Annotated in this window: 25 protein-coding genes; 15 read left to right on the top strand and 10 right to left on the bottom strand. The window is 50.2% G+C overall.

The window, feature by feature from the left end; translation table 11 throughout:
- Nucleotides 1-2: 2 nt before the first annotated feature.
- The gene (locus ACFSW8_RS02535) at nt 3-347 is read left to right on the top strand and encodes a low molecular weight protein tyrosine phosphatase family protein (protein ID WP_377089147.1); all 345 of its coding nucleotides are present in this window, start codon (nt 3-5) and stop codon (nt 345-347) included.
- A gap of 92 nt (nt 348-439) precedes the next feature.
- Here the strand turns inward: ACFSW8_RS02535 and ACFSW8_RS02530 are convergent, their stop codons facing one another.
- The 6 genes from ACFSW8_RS02530 to ACFSW8_RS02505 all read right to left on the bottom strand — a co-directional run bounded on the left by ACFSW8_RS02530 (nt 440) and on the right by ACFSW8_RS02505 (nt 5,622).
- Nucleotides 440-1,315 (bottom strand): DUF3472 domain-containing protein, encoded by an 876-nt coding sequence (locus ACFSW8_RS02530; RefSeq protein ID WP_377177341.1) that lies wholly within the window; start codon nt 1,313-1,315, stop codon nt 440-442.
- A 77-nt stretch (nt 1,316-1,392) separates the two neighbouring features.
- A complete protein-coding gene (gdhA, locus tag ACFSW8_RS02525; protein ID WP_377089149.1) occupies nt 1,393-2,745 on the bottom strand; it encodes an NADP-specific glutamate dehydrogenase in 1,353 nt (450 codons plus the stop codon).
- A gap of 158 nt (nt 2,746-2,903) precedes the next feature.
- Entirely contained in the window at nt 2,904-3,044 is a 141-nt protein-coding gene (locus ACFSW8_RS02520) for a hypothetical protein (protein WP_377177339.1), read from the bottom strand.
- A 48-nt stretch (nt 3,045-3,092) separates the two neighbouring features.
- Nucleotides 3,093-4,100: a polyprenyl synthetase family protein gene (locus ACFSW8_RS02515; RefSeq protein WP_377177337.1), complete on the bottom strand. Its 1,008-nt coding sequence runs from the start codon at nt 4,098-4,100 to the stop codon at nt 3,093-3,095.
- Between the two features lie 84 nt (nt 4,101-4,184).
- Nucleotides 4,185-4,742: a shikimate kinase gene (locus ACFSW8_RS02510; protein ID WP_377177335.1), complete on the bottom strand. Its 558-nt coding sequence runs from the start codon at nt 4,740-4,742 to the stop codon at nt 4,185-4,187.
- Nucleotides 4,743-4,803: 61 nt separating this feature from the next.
- The gene (locus tag ACFSW8_RS02505) at nt 4,804-5,622 is read right to left on the bottom strand and encodes a hypothetical protein (protein ID WP_377089154.1); all 819 of its coding nucleotides are present in this window, start codon (nt 5,620-5,622) and stop codon (nt 4,804-4,806) included.
- A gap of 271 nt (nt 5,623-5,893) precedes the next feature.
- Here ACFSW8_RS02505 and ACFSW8_RS02500 point away from each other — a divergent pair, with 271 nt between their 5' ends.
- From ACFSW8_RS02500 to ACFSW8_RS02490, 3 genes are all read left to right on the top strand, one after another.
- Nucleotides 5,894-6,412 carry a gamma carbonic anhydrase family protein gene (locus ACFSW8_RS02500; RefSeq protein ID WP_377089155.1) on the top strand — a complete coding sequence of 173 codons (519 nt, stop codon included), beginning with the start codon at nt 5,894-5,896 and terminating at the stop codon, nt 6,410-6,412.
- Nucleotides 6,413-6,429: 17 nt separating this feature from the next.
- Nucleotides 6,430-6,879, top strand: coding sequence for a bifunctional nuclease family protein (locus ACFSW8_RS02495; protein WP_377089156.1), 450 nt, complete (start codon nt 6,430-6,432; stop codon nt 6,877-6,879).
- Between the two features lie 63 nt (nt 6,880-6,942).
- The gene (locus ACFSW8_RS02490; protein WP_377089157.1) at nt 6,943-7,776 is read left to right on the top strand and encodes a mechanosensitive ion channel family protein; all 834 of its coding nucleotides are present in this window, start codon (nt 6,943-6,945) and stop codon (nt 7,774-7,776) included.
- Between the two features lie 108 nt (nt 7,777-7,884).
- On the opposite strand, the gene ACFSW8_RS02485 is transcribed toward ACFSW8_RS02490, so the two are convergent.
- The 3 genes from ACFSW8_RS02485 to trmB form a co-directional block, all read right to left on the bottom strand.
- Entirely contained in the window at nt 7,885-8,517 is a 633-nt protein-coding gene (locus ACFSW8_RS02485) for a metalloprotease (RefSeq protein WP_377089159.1), read from the bottom strand.
- A 2-nt stretch (nt 8,518-8,519) separates the two neighbouring features.
- Nucleotides 8,520-10,205, bottom strand: coding sequence for a 2-isopropylmalate synthase (leuA, locus tag ACFSW8_RS02480; RefSeq protein WP_377089160.1), 1,686 nt, complete (start codon nt 10,203-10,205; stop codon nt 8,520-8,522).
- A 72-nt stretch (nt 10,206-10,277) separates the two neighbouring features.
- On the bottom strand, nt 10,278-10,889 hold the full coding sequence (trmB, locus tag ACFSW8_RS02475) for a tRNA (guanosine(46)-N7)-methyltransferase TrmB (protein ID WP_377177333.1): 612 nt from the start codon (nt 10,887-10,889) through the stop codon (nt 10,278-10,280).
- Nucleotides 10,890-11,250: 361 nt separating this feature from the next.
- Here trmB and ACFSW8_RS02470 point away from each other — a divergent pair, with 361 nt between their 5' ends.
- The 5 genes from ACFSW8_RS02470 (at nt 11,251) to fusA (ending at nt 17,103) form a co-directional block, all read left to right on the top strand.
- A complete protein-coding gene (locus tag ACFSW8_RS02470; RefSeq protein ID WP_377089164.1) occupies nt 11,251-11,784 on the top strand; it encodes an ATP-dependent zinc protease family protein in 534 nt (177 codons plus the stop codon).
- Nucleotides 11,781-13,340: an inactive transglutaminase family protein gene (locus ACFSW8_RS02465; RefSeq protein WP_377089165.1), complete on the top strand. Its 1,560-nt coding sequence runs from the start codon at nt 11,781-11,783 to the stop codon at nt 13,338-13,340. The genes ACFSW8_RS02470 and ACFSW8_RS02465 overlap by 4 nt, the downstream gene beginning before the upstream one ends.
- Nucleotides 13,337-14,305, top strand: coding sequence for an alpha-L-glutamate ligase-like protein (locus tag ACFSW8_RS02460; RefSeq protein ID WP_377089166.1), 969 nt, complete (start codon nt 13,337-13,339; stop codon nt 14,303-14,305). The genes ACFSW8_RS02465 and ACFSW8_RS02460 overlap by 4 nt, the downstream gene beginning before the upstream one ends.
- Nucleotides 14,306-14,351: 46 nt before the next feature.
- Nucleotides 14,352-14,816 carry a TPR end-of-group domain-containing protein gene (locus ACFSW8_RS02455; RefSeq protein WP_377089167.1) on the top strand — a complete coding sequence of 155 codons (465 nt, stop codon included), beginning with the start codon at nt 14,352-14,354 and terminating at the stop codon, nt 14,814-14,816.
- Nucleotides 14,817-15,012: 196 nt separating this feature from the next.
- The gene (gene fusA, locus ACFSW8_RS02450; RefSeq protein WP_377089168.1) at nt 15,013-17,103 is read left to right on the top strand and encodes an elongation factor G; all 2,091 of its coding nucleotides are present in this window, start codon (nt 15,013-15,015) and stop codon (nt 17,101-17,103) included.
- A 74-nt stretch (nt 17,104-17,177) separates the two neighbouring features.
- On the opposite strand, the gene ACFSW8_RS02445 is transcribed toward fusA, so the two are convergent.
- Nucleotides 17,178-18,152, bottom strand: coding sequence for a toxin-antitoxin system YwqK family antitoxin (locus tag ACFSW8_RS02445; protein WP_377089169.1), 975 nt, complete (start codon nt 18,150-18,152; stop codon nt 17,178-17,180).
- Nucleotides 18,153-18,596: 444 nt separating this feature from the next.
- Here ACFSW8_RS02445 and rplE point away from each other — a divergent pair, with 444 nt between their 5' ends.
- From rplE to rplO, 6 genes are all read left to right on the top strand, one after another.
- Nucleotides 18,597-19,166 (top strand): 50S ribosomal protein L5, encoded by a 570-nt coding sequence (gene rplE, locus ACFSW8_RS02440; RefSeq protein WP_377089171.1) that lies wholly within the window; start codon nt 18,597-18,599, stop codon nt 19,164-19,166.
- Between the two features lie 36 nt (nt 19,167-19,202).
- Nucleotides 19,203-19,604 (top strand): 30S ribosomal protein S8, encoded by a 402-nt coding sequence (gene rpsH / locus ACFSW8_RS02435; RefSeq protein WP_377089172.1) that lies wholly within the window; start codon nt 19,203-19,205, stop codon nt 19,602-19,604.
- Nucleotides 19,605-19,627: 23 nt separating this feature from the next.
- Nucleotides 19,628-20,167, top strand: a complete 540-nt coding sequence (rplF, locus tag ACFSW8_RS02430; protein WP_377089173.1) for a 50S ribosomal protein L6 — start codon at nt 19,628-19,630, stop codon at nt 20,165-20,167.
- A gap of 39 nt (nt 20,168-20,206) precedes the next feature.
- Nucleotides 20,207-20,563 carry a 50S ribosomal protein L18 gene (gene rplR, locus ACFSW8_RS02425; protein WP_377089174.1) on the top strand — a complete coding sequence of 119 codons (357 nt, stop codon included), beginning with the start codon at nt 20,207-20,209 and terminating at the stop codon, nt 20,561-20,563.
- A gap of 14 nt (nt 20,564-20,577) precedes the next feature.
- Nucleotides 20,578-21,231, top strand: a complete 654-nt coding sequence (rpsE, locus tag ACFSW8_RS02420) for a 30S ribosomal protein S5 (protein WP_377089175.1) — start codon at nt 20,578-20,580, stop codon at nt 21,229-21,231.
- A gap of 64 nt (nt 21,232-21,295) precedes the next feature.
- Nucleotides 21,296-21,736, top strand: coding sequence for a 50S ribosomal protein L15 (gene rplO, locus ACFSW8_RS02415; protein WP_377089176.1), 441 nt, complete (start codon nt 21,296-21,298; stop codon nt 21,734-21,736).
- Nucleotides 21,737-21,763: the final 27 nt, after the last annotated feature.

The raw sequence follows: 21,763 nt of genomic DNA, 5'->3' as shown, positions 1-21,763 counted from the left end.
GCATGGAGCGGCTTCATGTCCTTTTTGTTTGTGGGAAAAACCAATGGCGCAGTCCGACTGGAGAGACGATTTACCAGAATGACCAGCGGCTGGCGGTACGATCCGCTGGGGTGAGTGAGAAGGCGCGGCGCTGCGTCCGCAGGGCTGATTTGGAATGGGCTGATTTGGTATTTGTGATGGAGGGGGATCAAGGGGCGAAATTGGTTCAACGGTTTCGTGGGGAGTTGGTTGAGATGCCAGAAATTGTCAACTTGGAGATTCCTGACCTATACACATATATGGACCCAGAGTTGGTCGATTTGATAGAAGGTGGGGTAGAGACTGAGCTTGAGGGTTGGTTGGGATGAAGCGGATGGATGCAAAAGAAAAGCCCTGACTCCGAGGCAATTGCTCAAGAAGTCAGGGCTGGAGAATTAGGAAACAGCAGATGATAGGAATTCTATTTGAGGCTGTCTTGAATTTCTTTAGGGAGAGGCTTCATCGCTGTTTGGGGTACGGTGTTCGTCTCCATCCCTTGCCAGAGTTTGGTCGTTGTCTGGGTGGTTTCTCCACCGGTTTGAAGGAAGAAGCCTTGCTTGACCGGGCCGGCGTCGACATTTTCTGAGGGAGTATTGTCGGCGGTGAAGCGTGCGTTGGTCATGGGTTTCCAAGTTTTACCGTCTGCTGATGCATAGGCATTGAGGTATTGCGCCCTGCGAGAGATTTTCGCTGACTCGTAGTTTCGGCGGAAGTCTTCCACAAATGAGTAGATGCCATTTCCGAGTTGTTTACCTTTTGCGAGGGTTTGGAATTCGGTCATCAACTGCCATTGCTGGCTTTGGTTGTTGAAGAAGTAGCCGGTGTAGCGAGTGGCTGCGTCGTTGATGCGCTGGGACTTGACGAGGAAGCTGACGGATTCACCGACTTTCCAGTCGTAGTTATAGAAGCTTTGTCCGCCGGTGCCTTCGTTGCCGAAGCGGCCGGTGCGAACGCCCTCGCCTTTACGGATGAGTTTGGTGCGTCGGTCTTCTGGCACTGCTTTTGGGTTTTGGCCATGATTGGGTTCCCAGATGGAGAAGATCACGACCTTTTTTCCATTTGGGAGCTCTTGCATACCGAGGTAGCCCATGTGGAAGCCTAGAGCGCAGAAGTAGGTGCCGGGAGCTGATTTATCGACTTTGAGGTCGATGTAGGCATAGCTTGGGTCATTGACAGATTTTTTGTAGCCGAGGTGGACTGAGCGGCACTGGCGTTTTGCAAGTTCAGGTCCACTGATAGCTTGTGCCTGCGAGATAATGCAGAGGCTCAGGATGGCTGTGGTGATTGTTTTGAGCATAGTAAAGGTACTAGCGTCACGCTTCGAATCTTCCATCTAGAATTCTCTGTGGTTTGAATCTGGTACCAACTGGTAGATCAGATGGCGCCGTAGGCGACCATGGCATCGGCGACTTTGACGAAGCCAGCGAGGTTGGCGCCTTTCACGTAGTCGATATCTCCGTGGACTTCTTGGCTATGCGTGAGGCACTTGTGGTGGATGTCTGCCATGATCGTTTTGAGTCGGGTGTCGACTTCTTCACGGGACCAAGCGATGCGCAGGGCATTTTGGCTTTGTTCTAATCCAGAGACTGCCACGCCACCAGCATTGGCTGCTTTTGCGGGGCCGAAAATGACACCTCCATTTTGCAGTGTGAGTACACCCTCTGCGGTGGTTGGCATATTAGCGCCTTCCACAAGTGCATGGATACCATTTTTGACGAGATGTTGGGCGTCTGACTCGTTGATTTCATTTTGGGTAGCGCAGGGGAGAGCGAAGTCAGCTTTGACGGCCCATGGACGTTTCTTGGCGTGAAACTCGCAGCCGAAGGCGTCAGCGTATTCATGGATGCGGCCGCGGCGCACTTCTTTGAGGTCTTTCAGGAATTCGAGTTTTTCTCCGGAGATACCATCTCGGTCGTAGATGAATCCTGAAGAATCGGAGGCGGTCAGAGCTTTACAGCCGAGTTCGTCGAGTTTTTCGATGGCGTAGAGGGCCACGTTTCCGGAGCCAGAGACGAGAGCGGTTTTGTTCTCTAGGCTTTCACCTCGGTGTTGGAGGATTTCTCGGAGAAAGTAGACGGCACCGTGACCAGTAGCTTCTTTACGTCCTGCACTCCCACCGAAGGAGAGGCCCTTCCCGGTCATGACACCGGCGAAGCGGTTATTGAGTCTTTTGTATTGTCCGAAGAGGTAGCCAAGTTCTCTGCCTCCGACTCCGATATCGCCGGCTGGCACGTCAGTGTCTTCACCAATATGGCGTTGGAGTTCGGTCATCATGGCGTGGCAGAAGCGCATGACTTCGGCGTCACTTTTACCTTTTGGGTTGAAGTTTGAGCCTCCTTTAGCGCCGCCCATGGGGAGTCCAGTGAGAGAGTTTTTAAAAGTTTGTTCGAAGCCAAGGAATTTGAGGGTGTCGAGGTCGACGTCTTTATGGAAGCGGAGTCCGCCTTTGTAGGGGCCGATGCTATTGTTGAATTGGACGCGCCAGGCTCGGTTAGCTCTGACATTGCCGGCATCATCCATCCAAGTTACTCGGAAGGTGATAATGCGGTCGGGTTCCGTCATGCGTTCTAAGACGCTGGCATCACGGTATCGTTGGGTTGAGGCTATGAGGGGCATGACACTCTCCACGACTTCATGAACGGCTTGGTGAAAATTTGGCTCTGCTGGGTTGCGGCGCACGAGGCCCTGCATGAAGTTGTCGATGTCACAGAAGGATTTTTTAGTCATGTTAGTAGGAGGTGGAAGTTGTGGAACTTATTCACGAAAAACCAATGAGAGCGCAGAAGCGACAATTTGTATTCTAGCAATGGTATACGAACTCGTCGTTAGAACCAAGGTTAGAATTCCTCGTGAAGAGGGATGGACACTGTGACCGGGGGGCTGAGTTATTTGAGGAAGCTATGGGAGAACATGGCTGCACCGATCACCCATAGGAAGGTGGCGATGACTAAACCGGTAATACCGTAGAAGGAGGAAACGAATCCAGCTAGGATCATGGAGAGTCCGATGAGTCTTCTGATGGGCATGAAGGAGAGGTTAGCATGCCAGATGGGATAGCTCAAGTGAGCTCCGTATTAGCGGCGACATTTGTCAATGAGGTCCTCGAGATATTTTGTAATTTCTAACAACCCAGTAGTGTAGTCGTTAGGTTGCAAGCAATCGAGGTTAGAACGTGCCTCTTGGAGCATTTGGGCTGCAGTATTGAGGGAGTCGTCAACAGCTTCTGCGTATGCTTCTTTACCGACTAGGCCTTCGAAGTCGAGCGGCTCCTTATCTTTAATAGATTTTTGGAGTTGCTTCTTAGTACTGTTAGGTGCGGTTTCGAGGAGATTGAGAAGTGGGAGGGTGAGTTTCCCTTTTTCGAGATCTGTTCTGAGTGTTTTACCGACGGTATCTTCGGATCCTACGAGGTCGAGGCAATCGTCATAGATTTGGAATGCGGTACCGAGTTTGAGGCCGTAGTCGTAGATTTTTTGTTCGGTATCGGAGTTGGCGCCTGAGAGTGAGGCTGAGATACCAGCGGATGCAGCGAAGAGCGCACCCGTTTTCATGGCGATGACCTGAAAGTATTCTTCTTTGGTCAGGCTGAGGTCGAAGCGGCGTTGGGTTTGGATGACTTCACCTTGGCAGACTTCGCGCGAGGCGGTACCGACTTTTCGGCAGATATCGATGCAGCCGAATTCGGTAGCGAGGAGGAGAGCGTGAGAGAAGAGGGCGTCGCCGAGGAGTACGGCCATGCCATTGCCCCATTTTGCATTTGGGGTGGGGGTTTTACGGCGGGTATCGGCCTCATCGATAATATCGTCGTGGACGAGGGTTGCCATGTGGATGAGTTCAAAGATGACGCCAATTTTGAGGTTATCATCTGAGATTTTTCCGAGTGCGCCACCGGCGAGGACAGCGAGAGCTGGGCGGATACGTTTGCCGCTGGTGTTACAGATATAATCGATGTAGGGGGCAACCTCTGGGTCAAAGGCATTGACCTGCTGGGAAATTTGTTTTTCAACCTGCTTAATTTCCTTGCGGACGAGATCGAAAGCGATGCGTCCTTTTGAGTCAGAAAATGGTTTGAGGAGTGCCATGTGGTCTACGTGTATGCGAGTGCTGAGGGCTGGGGGCGAGGATTCTTCACAGTCGGCGGCTAGATGCAACCGTAATCGTGTCGGTTACGAGTGGCCGAAGAAGTATCTTGCGCTTTCGAGGATGCCGTGGGCAGTTTCTGCGATATTGAGTCCTGTGGTTTGGAGGTGGAGGTGCGCAACTTCTTGGTAGATTGCATTACGCTGAGCTAGCATTTTTTCGATGGTTGCACGAGGGTTCTCGGTTTGCAGGAGCGGTCGGTTAGAGTTACGGGAGGTGCGTTCGAGGATGGTGTCAGTATTTGCGTCGAGCCAGACGACGTAGCCGAGTTCACGGAGGAGTGGGCGGTTTTCTGGACGAACGGGGAGGCCACCACCAGTGGCTATGATATGATGGGTGAGGCCGTCGGAGATGAGTTGTTGGACGGTGAGGGTTTCTGATTCTCGGAAGTAATCTTCGCCTTTGAGTGAGAAGATATCGGCGACGGAGAGTTTTTCGTTTTCTTCGATTTTACTATCGGTATCGATGAGTGGGTAGCTGAGGAGTTGGCCGAGTTCTCTGCCGATGGTGGATTTTCCCGAACCCATAAAACCAACTAAGATGATATTCTTAGCGGGAAGAGGTTCTGAGCATTCATGATTCATGGGGCTGAGTGTAGGTGAGAATAAGGGCATGACCAGAACGGAGATGCCAAAATGTGGATGCCTAGGATAGGCGAATCATGTCTTTGATAAATTGTCTCCAGAGGAAGCAAAGTCCTCTGAAGGAATAGCGGAATTTGCCATTTTCACTGAGAGTGATGATCCCGGAGTCGAGGTTATGTTGAATTTGGGTGGCCATATCATTTTCGACTTCTTCATTGAGGGCGTCGGGGTCAGGCATCATGAGGGCATCGAAGTCCGTGCCTTTTTTCTGGATAAATCGTCGGTGGTTATTGAGGGAGTCTTCGAGTGTGCAGTGCCTGCAGGTGAGTTGGTTCCAGGAGACGTGCGGGGCGTTTTTGAGGGTCGGAGAGAAGGGGAAGTTGCTGGTGCGGTAGACCTTACCGTCTTTACAGCGTGATGAGATAGTGAGGTAGGAGAAGGCGATATTGGATTGTTTACAGAGGCAGATGGTGACGACGGCACGTTCCTCTGGGTGCCAGTAGAAGCTGTAATGTTGGGAGGAACCGGCCCAGTCCCAGCTATAGTCTGAGCTATGTTCGAAATCGAGGGCTTCGAGTTCATCGATATTGTGTGCAGCTTCGGGGAAATGCTGGAGTCTTGGGCGGCCCTCTTCATGGAGGTGGTTTTTGAGTGGGAGTCTCAGTTTTCGGACGCGCGAGCCCAGTTCGATCCAGGGGAGTAAGAACCATAGGAAGATGGATGCGATGGAAAGCAGGAGGTTTGCGGTGAGGAAGTAGACGATCACGCCGCTAGCGAGGAGGTAGACAAGGGCTCCGAGTTTGCGGAATAGGCGTTTGCGACAGGAGCGCAAAGCCATGCCGATGAGGATAATGCCGATAACTGTGAGGGATTCTTGCATGTGAGATGTCTAGGTCATCTGGACAAAGAGTTTCGTCCGCTGACCGCAGTTTTGATTATTTCTAGGAATGGTGCCTATCAGGCTATTCGGGTATAGGCATGGGGCATTTATGGGGGGCTGCCGGTATTGTCATTTGTATGGTGGATCTAAATTTTCGCTGTATCGGGAGGAGACAGCGGAAAGGGATATAGAATCGCTCAGGAATACGTCAAGAGCAAGGGAAGGCTAAAAAAACCATTGAGGCGATGGGATTGGGCGTTACTTTGCAGGCATGGCGATTGAAACATATGAATCTTACCGTCCAGAGATCCACCCTTCGGCATTTATCGCGGGTAGTGCTGACGTCATTGGGCGTGTCAGAGTGGGTGAGGAGGCGAGTATTTGGTACAACGCGACATTGCGTGGGGACATCAACGAGATTGTGATTGGGCCGAAGTCCAATGTGCAGGACAATGCGGTGATTCATTTGGCAGACGATTATGGAAGTTACTTGGGAGAGTTAGTGACAGTGGGGCATGGGGCGATCGTCCATGCTGCGACAGTGAAGGATGAGGTTTTGGTAGGCATGGGGGCATGTATCTTGGATGGAGCAGTGATTGGGGAGCGTTCTATCATTGGGGCAAATGCTCTTGTGACAGGGGGCACAGTGATACCACCTGGGTCATTGGTGATGGGCTCACCGGCAAAGGTGGTCAAAACGCTCGATTTGGAAGATCAACGCAATGTGAAGCATTGGGCTGAAAAGTATGTGCTACAGTCACGCAAGTATATGGCTCGTGATGGCCAATAAAGTGAGGGAGATCGATTATGTCAGCAGAAGTAGTGAGAGTGGAGCCTGTGGCCTTGATGCCAACCCAAGCGGGGTGTGCGGTGTTTTTAGGGGATGGTGAAAAGGTGACGGTGTTTTATGTGGACCCATCGATTGGGGCGGCGATCAATATTGCTTTGGCAAATGAGGAAGTGGTGCGTCCGCTGACCCATGATTTATTTAACAGCACATTGCAGGCGCTGGGTGGGCGGATGATGCGTGCATTGATTGTGCGTGTGGAAGATGAGGTTTATTATGCGCGGCTTTTCATTGAAGCTCAGAATGAAATCATGGAGCGCAAAATTGTGGAGATGGATGCTCGGCCGAGTGATTGTATTGCGCTGGCTGTGCGTTGTGGTGCGCCGGTGTATTTCCTAAAAGAGGTATGGGATGGCTTGGAAGATATGCAGCCACTTTTGGAGAAAATGAAACTGGAAGGTGGCTTGTGAGCGATCGATCGTTTTAAAAATAGAGGTAGAAAAAGTTGGGGCTAACAGTTATAGGGTGCAGTGATGAATACAATGATCGCAGCATTTGATACGGCATACTTATTAGCTCAGGGAGCGGATTGGGGTATGAGAGTACTTTTGGCATTAGTGACGCTCTTTGTGGGGTGGAAAGTGGCGGGTTGGCTTGGCATTTTGGTAGGCAAGCAGCTCGACAAGAAGGGGGTGGATGCGACGATTAAGCCATTTATTTGCACCTTGGTAGCGACCTTGGTGAAGGTCGGGGTGGTGGTTTCAGCGATTGAGACGGTAGGAGTGCAGGCGACATCTTTTGCGGCAATCTTTGCAGCAATGGGTTTGGCGATTGGTATGGCACTGAGTGGTACTTTGCAGAATTTTGCTGGCGGGGTGATGTTGTTATTATTCCGTCCATTCAAGGTGGGTGATGTTATCGAGACTCAGGGGTTCACGGGGTGTGTGAAGGAGATTCAGATTTTTCAGACGATTTTGCTGACACCAGATAACAAGATGATTCATCTTCCGAATGGGAAGGTTTCTAACGACTCGCTGGTGAATTACTCAACGATGCCTGAGCGTCGTGTGGATTTCAGTTTTGGTATTGGTTACGGCGACGACATTGACAAAGCGCGCGAGGTGCTGCAATCGGTTCTCGGAGCTCAATCGGCCATTATCACCGATCAAGAAGGGAGAGAACCCTTCATCAAGGTAGGTGAGTTGGCTGATAGCAGTGTCAATTTCACGGTACGTGTATGGGTAAAAGCTGCTGATTTTTGGGATGTCCACTTCACGACAATTGAGGCTGTGAAGAAGGCATTTGATGCAGAGGGTATTTCTATTCCATTCCCGCAGCAAGACGTGCATATGCACCAAGTTCAGTAAACAGAGATCATTTTCAAAAATACAAAGAGCCGTAGTGTGGAAATTCACTACGGCTCTTTTATTATGAGTCTAGGCAGCTTCTGGTTGAAGCGATGGGCTGGCCCGTGGTTAGGGTTTAGTTTGCTGCCAGGCTTTGTAGTTCTGGTAGGCGAAGAGGCCAGCTAGGAGGATGCCGAATGGGGCTCTGAAGTAGACGGCCACAGCGCCGATCGCAATGGCGGTGATGACACTGATGAGGTAGACAGTGCGGGTCTTTTTGGGGCCAAGGATGGATGCGAGCATTTGGCCTCCATCGAGCGGCACGATGGGGAGGCAGTTGAGCAGTCCCCAAAAGATGCTGATAGCCACAAAAATGAGGCAGAAGTGGGTGAGCATGTTGTCGCCCATTTCAACTTGTTTGATGGTGAACCAGAATAGGACAGCTGTAAGGATTTGGAGTGCGGGGCCAGCGGCAGTGACGAGAAAGGCTTGGAGGCGATTGAGTACACCTGCAGGGAACATGGCGTAGCCCCCAAAGCTGGAGAGTACGATTTGAGTTGGAAGGCGGTACTTTTTGATCATCAGTGCATGCCCGAGTTCGTGGATGAGGATTGAGAGGAATCCTGCAAGAACGAAGAGGGCTAGCTCTAACAATGCGTTAGAGCTTTGAACATTGGATCCGATGAGGCCAATAAGTCCGAGAGTGAACCAGAAGCTCATTTCTACTCGGACTGGGATGCCAAAGATTTTGAATTCAACCATGCTTAGGCGTTGGCGAGAAGGTTGTAGGCACAGACAAGCGCTTTGAGGCCAGCCATTTCAATGGAGGGGTCGACTCCGCAGCCCCAGAGGGTGAGGTTAGAGTCGTTAGAGCGTAGCTGGATGTATGCTGCTGAATCTGAGTCTGAGCCACCACGGATGGCGTGCGAGCGATAGTCGGTGAGGGTGAAATTCTTCAGGCCTGCGACTTCGAGGGCATGGACGAACGAATTAATGGGGCCATTACCTGAGCCGGAGATTTTCTGAGTTTCTCCATTGATAGCGATGGTGGCGTGGCACTTGACTTCGCCGGCGCCGAGGTGGTCGAGTTCGTAGTCGAGCAATTCCAGAGGTGACTGGAGGTTGACGAAACAATCGAAGAAGGCGTCACGGATTTCGTTGGCATCGAGTTCTTTACTTTGTGAGTCAGCGAGGTCGTAGATTGTTTTTCCGACTTGTGGGTGCATGGTTTTGGGGAGGTCAAAGCCATGTTCGCGGTCGAGGATGTAGGCGACACCGCCTTTACCAGATTGTGAGTTAATCCGGATAATCGCTTCATAGGATCTACCAATATCCTCAGGGTCGATGGTGAGGTATGGGACGCCCCATGCGAGGTCGGGTTGATCAGCGACTTCTTTTTTGCGTCGGTCGAGTCCTTTCTTGATGGCGTCTTGGTGTGAACCTGAGAAGGCTGTGAAGACGAGTTCTCCGGCGTAGGGGGCGCGTTCGGAGACGGTCATGCGGGTGACGCGCTCGTAGACGGCGCGGATGTCAGCCAGGTTGCTGAAGTCGAGGCCGGTTGGGACTCCGTGAGAGTTCATGTTGAGGGCGACATTAATGATGTCGAGGTTCCCTGTGCGCTCGCCATTACCGAAGAGGGTGCCTTCAACTCGGTCGGCTCCAGCCATGAGGCCAAGTTCGGTGGCAGCCGTGCCGGTGCCACGGTCATTGTGTGTATGGAGTGAGACATCGAGTGCTTCGCGACGGTGGAGGTTGCGGCACATCCACTCGATTTGGTCGGCATGGATATTGGGGGTTGCCCATTGGACCGTATCGGGGAGGTTGATGATCATCTTTTTCTCGGGAGTTGGTTCCCAGACATCGATGACGGCGTTACAGCATTCGACAGCAAAATCGAGTTCGGTATCGGAGAATGACTCTGGAGAATATTGGAGGACGACCTCAGTCTCTGGAATTGTGGGGGTGAGTTGTTTGACGAGTTCGGCGCCGGCGACGGCGATATCGCGGATTTGTTCACGCGATGCATCGCTGAAGGTCACGCGGCGTTGGAGTGGAGAGGTGGAGTTATAGATGTGCACGATGGCACGTTTCGCTCCTTTGATTGCCTCGAAGGACCGACGGATGAGGTGTTCACGGGTTTGAACCAGGATTTGGATCGTGACATCTTCAGGGATGCGGTTTTCTTCGATGAGGCGGCGACAGAAGTTAAACTCAGTGTCCGCTGCTGAGGGAAAGCCGATTTCAATTTGTTTGAAGCCAATGCGGCAGAGGAGGTCGAAGAACTCGAGCTTTTCTTCTACAGTCATTGGTTGGGGGAGTGCTTGGTTACCATCTCTTAGGTCCACTGAGCACCAGATGGGAGCAGAGGTAATCTGCTGGTCAGGCCAGGTGCGGTCAGTCAATTTGACTGGAGGAAAAGGGCGGTATTTGCGGATGTTATCGGATTTCATGGCATCAGCTCAGCTTAGCAGAGCGGTGTTTCGTTTATGGTTTACGCGTATGGTAAAAAGGTCAAATAGAGTTTATTCGGGTTTGCGGAAGCGCGCGCGCTCGACGACTTTGCCCTCGGCTTCCCATTGGATTTGGAAGTCGGTTTTTGGGTAGAAGAAGGCGTCTTCTGGCCAGTCGAGTTGTTCAAATTTTTTAAATTTCTGCATTTGTTCAGCGACCCACTCGAAATATTCTGGGTGGTCGGTTTTGAAGCAAAATTCACCGCCGGGCTTGAGGGCTTTGTAGAGGGCCTGGAGGAAGCCTTGTTGGACGAGGCGGTTTTTGTGGTGGCGGGCCTTTGGCCATGGGTCTGGGCAGAGGAGGTGGAGGCGGTCGATGGAGTTTTCAGGGAAGAGCCATTCGATCACGTATTTGGACTCGAGCCTGAGGACTTTACAATTGCTGAGGCCTTCATTGTGGGCCTTTCTGCAGACTTTTTTGACACGACCAAGGAGTCGTTCGACGCCGAGAAAATTGCGATCAGGGAATTGTTTGGCCATAGCGATGAGGAATGACCCGTCCCCGCAGCCGAGGTCGATCTCGAGTGGTTGGTCATTTTCAAAGAGGCATGTTGGGTCAAGCCGGCTGAAATAATCATCTGGCATGAATTCGCATTCTACTGGCTGGCGTCGCTCAGGTGTCATGCGCGGGAGTCTGCTAAGGGATTATTTAATATGCAAGACTAGTAAAATGGAAATTTCAGTGAGTGTTATGGCTGGAGTTGAGGCGCGATGGGGAGCTGAGGGATTGGCTTTTGTGGGGCAAATTGATGAGGGGGTGAAAAAGATCTTGGCAGTCGAGATCTAAAAGTTAATCTGCTAGATAGATGAAAAATGAACCCCTCCCATTGATCTGTTTAGTGCTCTTGGTTTTGACGTATTGTGCTGCGATTGTATACGGTTAGGTTGATCAGACAGTTGGTGGCTGGTTGTGAGGCTCTTGGTGGGTGAAATGTCTCTTCCTTCTTGGATAGAGTCAAAAATGATGTTAGAAAGTGGATTAATCATGATCCGACATCGTTTATTATCTACGTTATTTTTGAGTGGTTTTTGTATTGCGCCGCCGAGTATGGCTGAGGAAGTGGAGACAGCCAATGAGGTCATCACCATGGGGGAGGTTGAGGCCATTGGGATTGTGGAGGCTCGCTGGCATTATCCTGCACGTATAGATACTGGGGCGACGACGAGTTCGATTCATGCGGAGAAGGTGGAAGCGTTTGAGAGGGATGGTGAGGACTGGGTGCGTTTTGAGTTAGTGAATCCGCAGGAGAAGGGTAAGGCGAAGGTTTTAGAGAAGCGCGTGGTGCGAGTGGCGGAGATTAAGCGGCATGGGGCTGAATCCCAGAAGAGGTATGTGGTCAAGCTGAAGGCTCGGTTTGCAGGGCGTGAGCCAGTGTTAGAGTTTTCCTTGGCGGATCGTTCGGGGTATACCTATCCATTACTGGTTGGGCGCAATTTGTTGCGAGGCGCGGTGGTAGTGGATGTGAGTCAGAAAGAGGTGTTGAAGGTGAAACCCTTTAAGAAGGGAGGGAAGAAGTGAAGGCAGGTGTTCAGTTGAGGGTGGTGATTATCTGTCTGAGTCTTATTGGGGTGGGCTTGGCATTGTTCAAGCACCTGAGTGTGGGTTATCCGTTTTTTCCGAGGGAGAAGTCGGCGGTATGGACGATAGAGGCGAAAATCAATTTTGAGGCGAAGGGTGAGGCGGTGAAGGTTCGATTTGCGGTGCCTGGGGAACAGAGGTTGTATGGGGTGTTGGAGGAAAGCGGGGCTTCGAGCGACTATGGTTTCATCCCAGCAGTACCGCCGGAGGATGGTAATTCTGTGTATCGCACCGTAACTTGGGCAAAAGAGAAGGCTGAGGGGCCGCAGGAGTTATATTACCGGGTCAATATTTTCAGCAGGACAGTAGAAGAAAGGATGCGGGGGGAGTTTGAGGTTGTGGAGTTAGATCCAGCATACACGGATGGTCCGGTAGCAGTAGCGGCTGATGAGGTGATAGCGACTGCGCGGAAGTACTCGGCTGATATGCCCAGTTTTACAAGCAAGTTGAATGAGACATTGGCGAGTGATACGAACCAGAATGTTCAGACATTGATGGCGGGCAAGGGGAGTGATTTAGCAAGAACTCGGGTTTTGTTGAATCTTTTACTCAAGGCGGGATATGAGGCTCATTTGGTGCGCTACATCGAGTTAGGAGAGAGTGCGAGTCGGGTTCCATTGAAGTCAGCGGTGTTTGTGCGTCATGAGGGGGATCGTTTACTCTCTGAAGTAGGAGAGATTCGGCCAGTGGACACGGAGAGAGTCTTGGCGTGGCAGCGTGGAGGGCCTGCATTGGTTGAATTACAGGGGGGGAAGAATGCGAAGGTGTCCTTTTCGGTGATGGAGCAGCAGCTGCCCTCGGAGTTCGTACAGCAACAGTCAGCGATGCGTTCCGACAAGGGCTTAGTAGATTTTTCATTGTTGTCGCTTTCAATCGAACAGCAGAACGCCTACCGGCTGTTACTGATGATTCCCTTTGGAGCATTGGTTGTTGTGGTGATGCGTAACATCATAGGAGTGAAAACCTCAGGGACATTCATGCCGATTTTGTTGGCGATGGCATTTTTGAAAACCGATTTGCTACCTGGAATCTGTCTTTTTGTGGTGGTTGTGAGTTCGGGATTAGTGGTGCGGAGTTACTTATCGAAGTTGGATTTGTTGTTGGTGCCGAGAATTTCGGCAGTGGTTGTGGTGGTGATTGGGATCATGGTGAGTTTTGGGATCTTGGGGTCGAAGTTTGAGGTGGGTTTGGTCCAGTCGGTGACTTTGTTTCCGACAATTATTTTGGCATGGACGGTAGAGCGGTTATCGATTTTATGGGAAGAAGATGGGGCTAGGGAAGTTGCAGTTCAGACTGGGGGTAGCTTGATTGTGGCGTTGATGGCTTATGCCGTTATGGGCAATGGGATGTTGCGGTATCAGGTATTTATTTTTCCTGAGATTTTGTTGGTGGTGCTAGCGGTGATTTTGGCCTTGGGTCAGTATGCTGGGTATCGGGTGTCAGAGTTGATTCGGTTTGCCCCGTTTTTTGACAGGCAGAAGGGAGGTGAGGCGTGAAAAGCTTCTTAGGGGTACAGTGGTGTAGTCCTTCACAGCTGCGTAAGGCTGGGATTGTTGGAATGAACCAGCGCAATGCGCGCTACATTGCACGCTATAACCGCAGGGAGCTTTACCCTAGAGTGGATGATAAGTTAGAAACGAAGTTGTTGGCGAAGGAGTTTGGTCTCAATGTGCCAGAGCTTTACGGGGTGATTGAGAGGCAGTCTCAGGTGAGAGAGTTGCCTGCGATCTTGGAAGGGCATGATCAATTTGTGATCAAGCCTGCTCAGGGCAGTGCGGGCAAGGGGATCATGGTCATTTTAGACCGCGAGGGTGAGACATTCTACAAACCGAGTGGTGAGGTTCAGCAGCATGCTGATATGAGAAGGCATGTGAACAATACCTTGAGTGGTCTTTACAGTCTTGGTGGGAGGAATGACAAGGCGATGGTCGAGTATGCGATTAAATTCAGTGATGCCTTTGAGGGGTTTTCTTATCAGGGGGTGCCCGACATACGGGTGGTGACTTTTCTTGGGTATCCAGTGATGGCGATGATGCGTCTGTCGACCGAGGCATCTGATGGGAAAGCGAACTTACACCAAGGTGCTGTGGGGGTAGGGATTGATTTGGTGACAGGCAGAGCTCGGAGTGCAGTGCAGTTTGGTCGGCCAGTCCAGCGTCATCCAGATACTGGGAGGGATCTTCATGAGTTAGTCGTGCCTGAATGGCAAAGCTTGGTGCATCTTGCTGCTCAGACCTATGAGATGACAGAGTTAGGGTACTTGGGAGCGGACATTGTATTGGATAAGGAATTGGGGCCGATGATATTGGAGCTCAATGCGCGTCCTGGTTTAGCGATTCAGGTGGCCAACAATATTGGTTTGTTGCCGAGGTTACAGCGCGTTGAGGGCTTGAGTCGCCGAGACAGAGTGCTGGCGAGGTCAGAGGAGAGGGTGGCATTTTCTCAGAAGTATTTTAAGTGATCGGTAGTTGCTCTTCTGTTTTGAGCCGTGCTAGCCTTGTCCTCCTATGAACGTGGATCGATGCCTGCAGGCTGCGGAAGGATACCTACAACTTGAGATGCCAGGTGAGGCGATGCATGAATTGGTGCAGTTGCCGAGAGGTGTGCGTGAGAAATTTCATGCGAAGGAATTGGAATTGGCGGCGGAAATGATGCAAAAGCACTGGAATCGGGGGGCTGACTTGGCTAGAGAGCTCTGCCAGCTTAAACCTCACAAGCGTGCGTATTTTTTGCATGCGGCCTTTTGTTTGCACGAAACGGGAGACACTCTCGCGGCGAAAAGTTTTTTGATGAGCGGTCCGAAAAGTCTGATGAAAGATGCGTTATTTCACTATAACATGGCTTGTTATTCGGCGGTATTGGAGGACCCAGTGGAAGCTCAGAGGTACTTGCGTCAAGCATTTGAGTTGGACCCTAGTTTACGAGAGACGGCTAAAACTGATAAAGATCTCGTAAGTATTGCGTGGGTGTGATGTGAGCGGCGAGGGGGAGAATTGTTGGCAAAAGGGGATGGGTGAGTGGTCAGGAAACATCTTTTTTTGCCAAATCCGCATAGAGTGATTGCCAAATGGTTGGTGGCGATGTAAGCAGCGCTGCAAGTATCTCAGCATCCAGTCTTAACAGAGGGTGCATGAGCAACAACTTTCTAATACTGAAAGGACCATTGATATGGCAACAGACCTAAGCAAATACAGAAACATCGGTATCTTCGCGCACGTTGATGCGGGTAAGACGACTACTACGGAGCGTATCCTCTCCCTTACAGGTAAAATCCACAAGATCGGTGAGGTTCACGATGGTGAGTCCACAACTGACTTCATGGAACAGGAAGCTGAGCGCGGCATCACAATTCAGTCTGCTGCTACAACATGTTTCTGGAATGACCACCGTTTCAACATCATCGATACTCCTGGTCACGTTGACTTCACTGTAGAAGTTTACCGTTCTCTTAAGGTTCTTGATGGTGGTGTGGGTGTATTCTGTGCTTCTGGTGGTGTTGAGCCTCAGTCCGAAACTAACTGGCGTTACGCTGATGAGTCTGAAGTTTCTCGTGTTATCTACGTAAACAAGCTCGACCGTGTCGGTGGTGACTTCTACCGCGTGGTTGACCAAGTGAAGAACATTCTCGGTGCTACCCCACTCGTCATGGTTCTTCCTATCGGTATCGAATCTGATTTCATTGGTGTTGTTGACCTTCTTACACGTAAGGCGTGGGTATGGGATGACTCTGGTCAGCCAGAAAACTACGAGATCCAGGACGTGCCAGCTGACATGGTCGACAAGGTAGAAGAATACCGTGAGCAACTTATCGAAACTGCTCTCGAGCAAGACGATGAGCTCATGGAAGCTTACCTTGAAACAATGGAAGAGCCAGCAATGGAAGACATCAAGCGTTGTATTCGTAAGGGAACAATCGCTCTCGACTTCTTCCCGACATACTGTGGTTCATCCTTCAAGAACAAGGGTGTTCAGCTCGTTCTCGACGCTGTTGTTGACTACCTTCCTAACCCAACAGAAGTAGACCCACAGCCAGAAGTTGACCCAGAAGGTAACGAAACTGGTGTTTTCGCTGAAGTGAAGACTGATGCTCCTCTTCGAGCTCTTGCATTCAAGATCATGGATGACAAGTTCGGTGCACTTACATTCACACGTATTTACTCAGGTGTTCTTAACAAGGGTGACGTGGTTCTTAACAGCTTCACAGGTAAGACTGAGCGTGTTGGCCGTATCGTAGAAATGCACGCTGATGAGCGTACAGAGCTCGATTCTGCGCAAGCAGGTGACATCATCGCTCTCGTAGGTCTCAAGAACACACAGACAGGTCACACACTTTGTGATCAGAAGTCCCCAGCGACTCTCGAACCAATGGTATTCCCTGAGCCAGTTATCTCCATCGCAGTTGCTCCTAAGGACAAGGCGAACGCAGAGAAGCTCGGTGTTGCGATCGGTAAAATGGTTGCAGAAGATCCATCATTCTACGTTGAGTCTGATGAAGAGACTGGTGAGACAATTCTTAAGGGCATGGGTGAGCTTCACCTCGACATTAAGGTAGACATCCTCAAGCGTACCCACGGTGTTGAAGTGTCTGTAGGTGCTCCACAGGTTGCTTACCGTGAGTCCATCACTAAGACTATCTCTGATTCCTACACTCACAAGAAGCAGTCCGGTGGTTCTGGTCAGTTTGGTAAGATCGACTACACTATCGAGCCAGGTGAAGCAGGTACAGGCTTCCTCTTCGAGTCCACCGTTGTTGGTGGTAACGTTCCTAAGGAATACTGGCCAGCTGTTGAGAAGGGCTTCAAGCTTTCCATGGACCAAGGTGTTCTTGCAGGATACCCAATGGAAGACGTGAAAGTTACTCTTACTGACGGTGGCTTCCACGCAGTTGACTCCTCTGCAGTAGCATTCGAAATCGCAGCTAAGGCAGCGTACCGTGCATCCATTCCTAAGGCTGGTCCACAGATCCTTGAGCCAATCATGAAGCTCGACGTCTTCACTCCAGAAGAAAAAGTGGGTGACGTGATCGGTGACCTTAACCGTCGTCGTGGCATGATTCAGTCCCAGGAAACAACACCATCTGGTGTGATCCGCATTAAGGCTGAGGCTGCACTTTCTGAAATGTTCGGTTACATCGGTGACCTTCGTACAATGACATCTGGTCGTGGTCAGTTCTCCATGGAGTTCTCCCACTACGCACCATGTCCGAAGAACATCTCTGAGAAGGTGATTGCAGAAGCTGCTGAGCGCAACGCGAAGTAAGCTTTCTTGAACTCTTTGTTTAAGCGGCCTGTAAGCAATGCTTACAGGCCGCTTTTTTGTGGAGTAAGGGGGGATTATGGGTAAAGAATGCCGTCGAAAAAACCGCGCAATGGTTCCTTCTTGCTTTTCCCGTTTCTGACAGTTCTCAGGTAGTGGCCATGGTTAAAGTGGACAACCTCGTAGTGGTACGTTTTGCTGTGTTCACTGTAGATCCAATATTGGGCTTTTCCGTGTCTACGGTTGTTTACGTAGTTTTCTTGGCTGGCTTTTCGGCCATTGGAGTGCCAAGTTTCTTTGAGGCCTTGGAGTTGCCCAGTTTGGTAGTGGCTCATGGAAGCTTTTCGTCCATTTGGGTTCCATGTTTTAGCGATTCCGTGTTTCTTGTTGTGTTGGTACCTGGTTTCACTGACTATGTTGTTCTCTGAAAATTCGATTGCTCGTGTTTTCTGACCTCTAAAGTAATTAACTTCTGATTTTTTTGTGTTCCCGTGGTTCCAGCTAGTGACTGTGCCGTGGAGTTTGTTATCTGCGTAGTAGCCAGTCTGAATTCTTTTCTGATCGAACCATCTGGTAAATTTGCCATGACGTTTTCCGTTGGAATAGGTGATCTCGTAAGTTTTTTGCCCTTCACTATTCCAATGTGAAAAGAGGCCATGTTTTTTCCCTTTTAAGAATGAACCTGAGCGCTTGATTTGACCATTTGGGTGGAATTCTATGGATTTATCGGTCTTGTTTTTATCTATTGATTTTTCGGGAGTCTTTTTTGTGGTCTGTGGTTTGTGTTGTCGGTCTTTGATTATGCCTATTGGATGGCCTCGTAGGTATTGGGTTTGGGTTATAATGTTGCCGTCTTTGTCGAAGCTTGTGTGTACGCCATGTTTTTTATTTTTCTTTAGGAAGTATTTTTCGCGGAGTTGCCCCGATGGATAGTGGAGGAGGACTTCTTGAATAGAGTTTTTGGCTCGATCTGTATTGATTGGGGGCTCTTCAGCCCAGAGGGTGGAGAGTATGCCTGTAATTATGAGGGAAAGGCCGAGTGGTGTTTTCATAAGCAATGAATGTGTACTTGAATTGATTCTAGCTTGGTTGGGGGGGCTTTTAGGTTTTGAAAATGGCGATGAAAGGATCGACTGAATCGATGATCAAATCAGGGGAATCGATTATGAGCTACAAGGGTAGGGCTGTTAGTACTATGTGCATCAGCGACAGCTGACCGTGTGTGTGATAGGTATGCGACGGCCTTCTATTGTTCGAAATGGGAGGCCGTCACTTTTTTCTGTGTGGAAGAGGGGGCGCTTTTATGAGGAATTGAGCAGGAGGGGGGGTGATTGGAGGTGGGTAGAAGAAAAAAGTTAAAATCCGCGCTTTCCGCTTGCTGATCTGGGGATTGTGATGTAAAGCCCCCGTCCGCCTTCTTATTTGCAGAGCAAGTAGGAGGGATTCCGGTAGCGCTTAAGCTAAGCATTCAGAACTAAAAAGCTGACCCGCAAATTATGAAACCAACAATGCAAACATACTATCAGGAGAAGGTAGTGCCAGCTCTCACTAAAGAGCTTGAGTGCACTAACCCTCACCAGGTGCCTCGTTTGGAGAAGATCGTTGTGACCACTCACTGTGGTGGAGCCAATGACCGCAAGCAGGCTGTAGAAGACGCCGTCGAAGAGATCTCTAAGATCACTGGCCAAAAGCCAAGTGTTTCTTACGCTCGTAAGTCCGTCGCTAACTTTAAGGTCCGTGCTGGTGAAGCAGTAGGTGCCCGTGTCACTCTTCGTGGTGCACACATGTGGGAATTCCTCGATCGCTTCATCCACATCACTGCGCCAAACATCCGTGACTTCCGTGGTATTTCACCGAAGAGTTTTGACGGTCAAGGCAACTACGCAGTAGGTATCGCAGATCAATCTATTTTCCCAGAAGTTGAGCTTGATCAGATCAAGCGTCAGATCGGTTTCGACCTTATTTTCGTAACGACTGCGACAACTGACGATGCAGGACGTGCACTTCTTCGTGCACTCGGTATGCCGTTCCGCGAGAACGCCAAGAAAGAAGAGGCTACTGCCTAATTCAATTAACTCATTATTTATAGATAGGAAAATATCATGGCAGTTCTTAGCGACCCAATTTCCGATTTCCTTACTCGCCTGAAGAATGCTTCAGCAGCAGGTAACGAAACATTCACAGCACCTTACAGCAAGATGAAGGAAGCGATTGCAGGCATCCTTGCTGATGAAGGTTACGTCTGGAAGTATGAAGTATCAGGTGAAGGTGTAGAAAAGACCCTCACTGTTACAGTAAAATACACACCAGAAGGTAAGGCAGTACTCACCAACGTGAAGCGCGTTTCCAAGCCAGGTCTTCGTCAGTACGTCGGAGCAGGTGAAGTACCACGCGTTCTCAATGGTCTTGGCATTTCTATCCTTTCAACGTCTAAAGGATTGTTGACTGGAGCAGCTGCGAAGAAGCAAAACGTAGGTGGCGAGCATCTCGCTAACATTTGGTAACCCTAACTTAAGGAGATAATACAATGTCACGAGTAGGACTTAAACCAATCACGCTTCCTGAGAAGGTCACTGTTACTGAGGCAAATGGTCTCGTTGCAGTTGAAGGCCCGAAGGGTAAGCTTGACTTCCAACTTCCACAAGGCATCGGCTTTGAGCAGGAAGAAGGAACAGTAACAATCACACGTGCGAACGAGAGCCGTCAGCTTCGCGCACTTCACGGGACAGCACGTTCCCTCGTTAACAACATGATCATCGGTGTGTCTGCTGGATACACTAAGGATCTTGAAATCATTGGTGTTGGTTTCCGTGCTAAGGTTGCAGGCAAGGCCCTCGACCTCAGCATCGGTAAGTCACACCCAGTACTTCACCCAATTCCGGAAGGTCTCACAGTCACAGTGACTGAGAACACGAAGGTTAAGGTTGAAGGTATCGATAAGCAGGAAGTAGGACAGTTTGCCGCTGAGGTACGCGCCTACTATAAGCCAGAGCCATACAAGGGTAAGGGTATTCGCTACGTTGGTGAATACGTACGTCGTAAGGCTGGTAAGAGCGTTGGTAAGTAATCATTGACGCACATTATTAACACAAACTGAATTCACAAAATGAGCAAACTCAATCGTAAATCAGTACGCCAGCGCATTCACAACCGTATCCGTAAGAAGGTATCCGGCACTGCTGAGCGTCCACGTCTTGCAGTCAACTACTCTAACCAGCACATCTACGTGCAGGTGATTGATGACGTAGCAGGTAACACACTCACAGCAGCATCATCACTCGACAAGTCAGTGGAGAATGCAGCTTCTAATGTTGCAACAGCAGCACAGGTCGGTACTCTCATCGCAGAGCGCGCTAAGGAAAAGAACATTGAATCCGTGGTTTTCGACCGCGGTGGTCACCTTTTCCACGGTAAAGTCAAAGCACTTGCTGAAGCAGCACGTGAAGCTGGTCTTAAATTCTAATCATCCACGAAACCATGTCTGAAAATAAAGAAAACGCAGAAGCAAAACCTGCAGAAGCCAAAGCTGACGCAGCTGCTGCAACTACTGAAGCTCCTAAGCAAGAGCGCGGTGGCCGTGGTGGTCGTGGTGGCAAAGGTGGTCGCCGTGAGCGTCCACAGCGCCAGGCTCCAGCTAAACCAACTACAGAAGACGGTGTTGAGCTCGTAGAGAAAGTCGTATTCATCAACCGCTGTGCTAAGGTGGTTAAAGGTGGTCGTCGTTTCTCATTCTCCGCACTGATGGTCTCCGGCACCCTCGAAGGTCGTGTTGGTGTAGGTTTCGGTAAGGCGAACGAGGTAACTGACTGTATCCGCAAGGCATCTGAAGATGCGAAGCGCGACATCAAGCGTTACGCAATCGTAGATGGTACTATCCCGCATGAAACATACGCTGAATTTGGCGGTGGTAAGGTACTTCTCAAGCCGGCATGTCCAGGTACTGGTGTGATTGCTGGTGGTGGTGTACGTGCAGTCTGCGAAGCAGTCGGTATCCACAACGTTCTCGGTAAGTCACTCGGTTCCAACAACCACGCAAACGTAGTGAAAGCTACAGTAGCAGCACTTGCACAGCTTCGTACTCGCGAAGACGTACTCGGCTCACGTGGTAAGCTCAAAGCTGAGTCTCTCTAAGTTAATCAGATGGGGTCGCTGGAAAACAGACGGCTCCATTCTCAACCATTAGAAATTTAAGATAATGAATCTTCACAATCTCAAAACTAACCCAGGATCTAAGCACCGCATCAAGCGTCTTGGTAAGGGTGAAAGCTCTGGCCTTGGTAAGACAGCAGGTAAGGGTCACAAGGGTCAGAAGGCTCGCTCAGGATCAGGCGTACGCGTCGGTTTCGAAGGTGGTCAGATGCCTATCCACCGTCGTCTTCCTAAGCGTGGTTTCAACAACGTTCGCTTTGCAGACAAAGTGGTAGTTGTGAACACAGCGCACCTTCAGAAGTTCTTCGAAGAAGGTGACACAGTGAACGAAGAAACACTTCGTGCTAAGGGACTTGTTAAGGGTGCTTTTGATCAGATCAAGGTGCTCGGTAACGGTGAACTCAGCAAGAAACTCACAGTTTCAGTTGACGCACTTAGCGCCTCCGCCAAGGAGAAAATCGAGAAAGCTGGCGGCTCCGTAGCTTAATGCTCTCTCGCTAAACTAGGTGCTTGA

It is taken from the genome of Rubritalea tangerina (assembly GCF_042683245.1).
GTDB lineage: Bacteria > Verrucomicrobiota > Verrucomicrobiia > Verrucomicrobiales > Akkermansiaceae > Rubritalea > Rubritalea tangerina.
The sequence above is the reverse complement of the archived record's forward strand: the minus strand, read 5'-3'. Positions and strand labels throughout refer to the sequence as shown.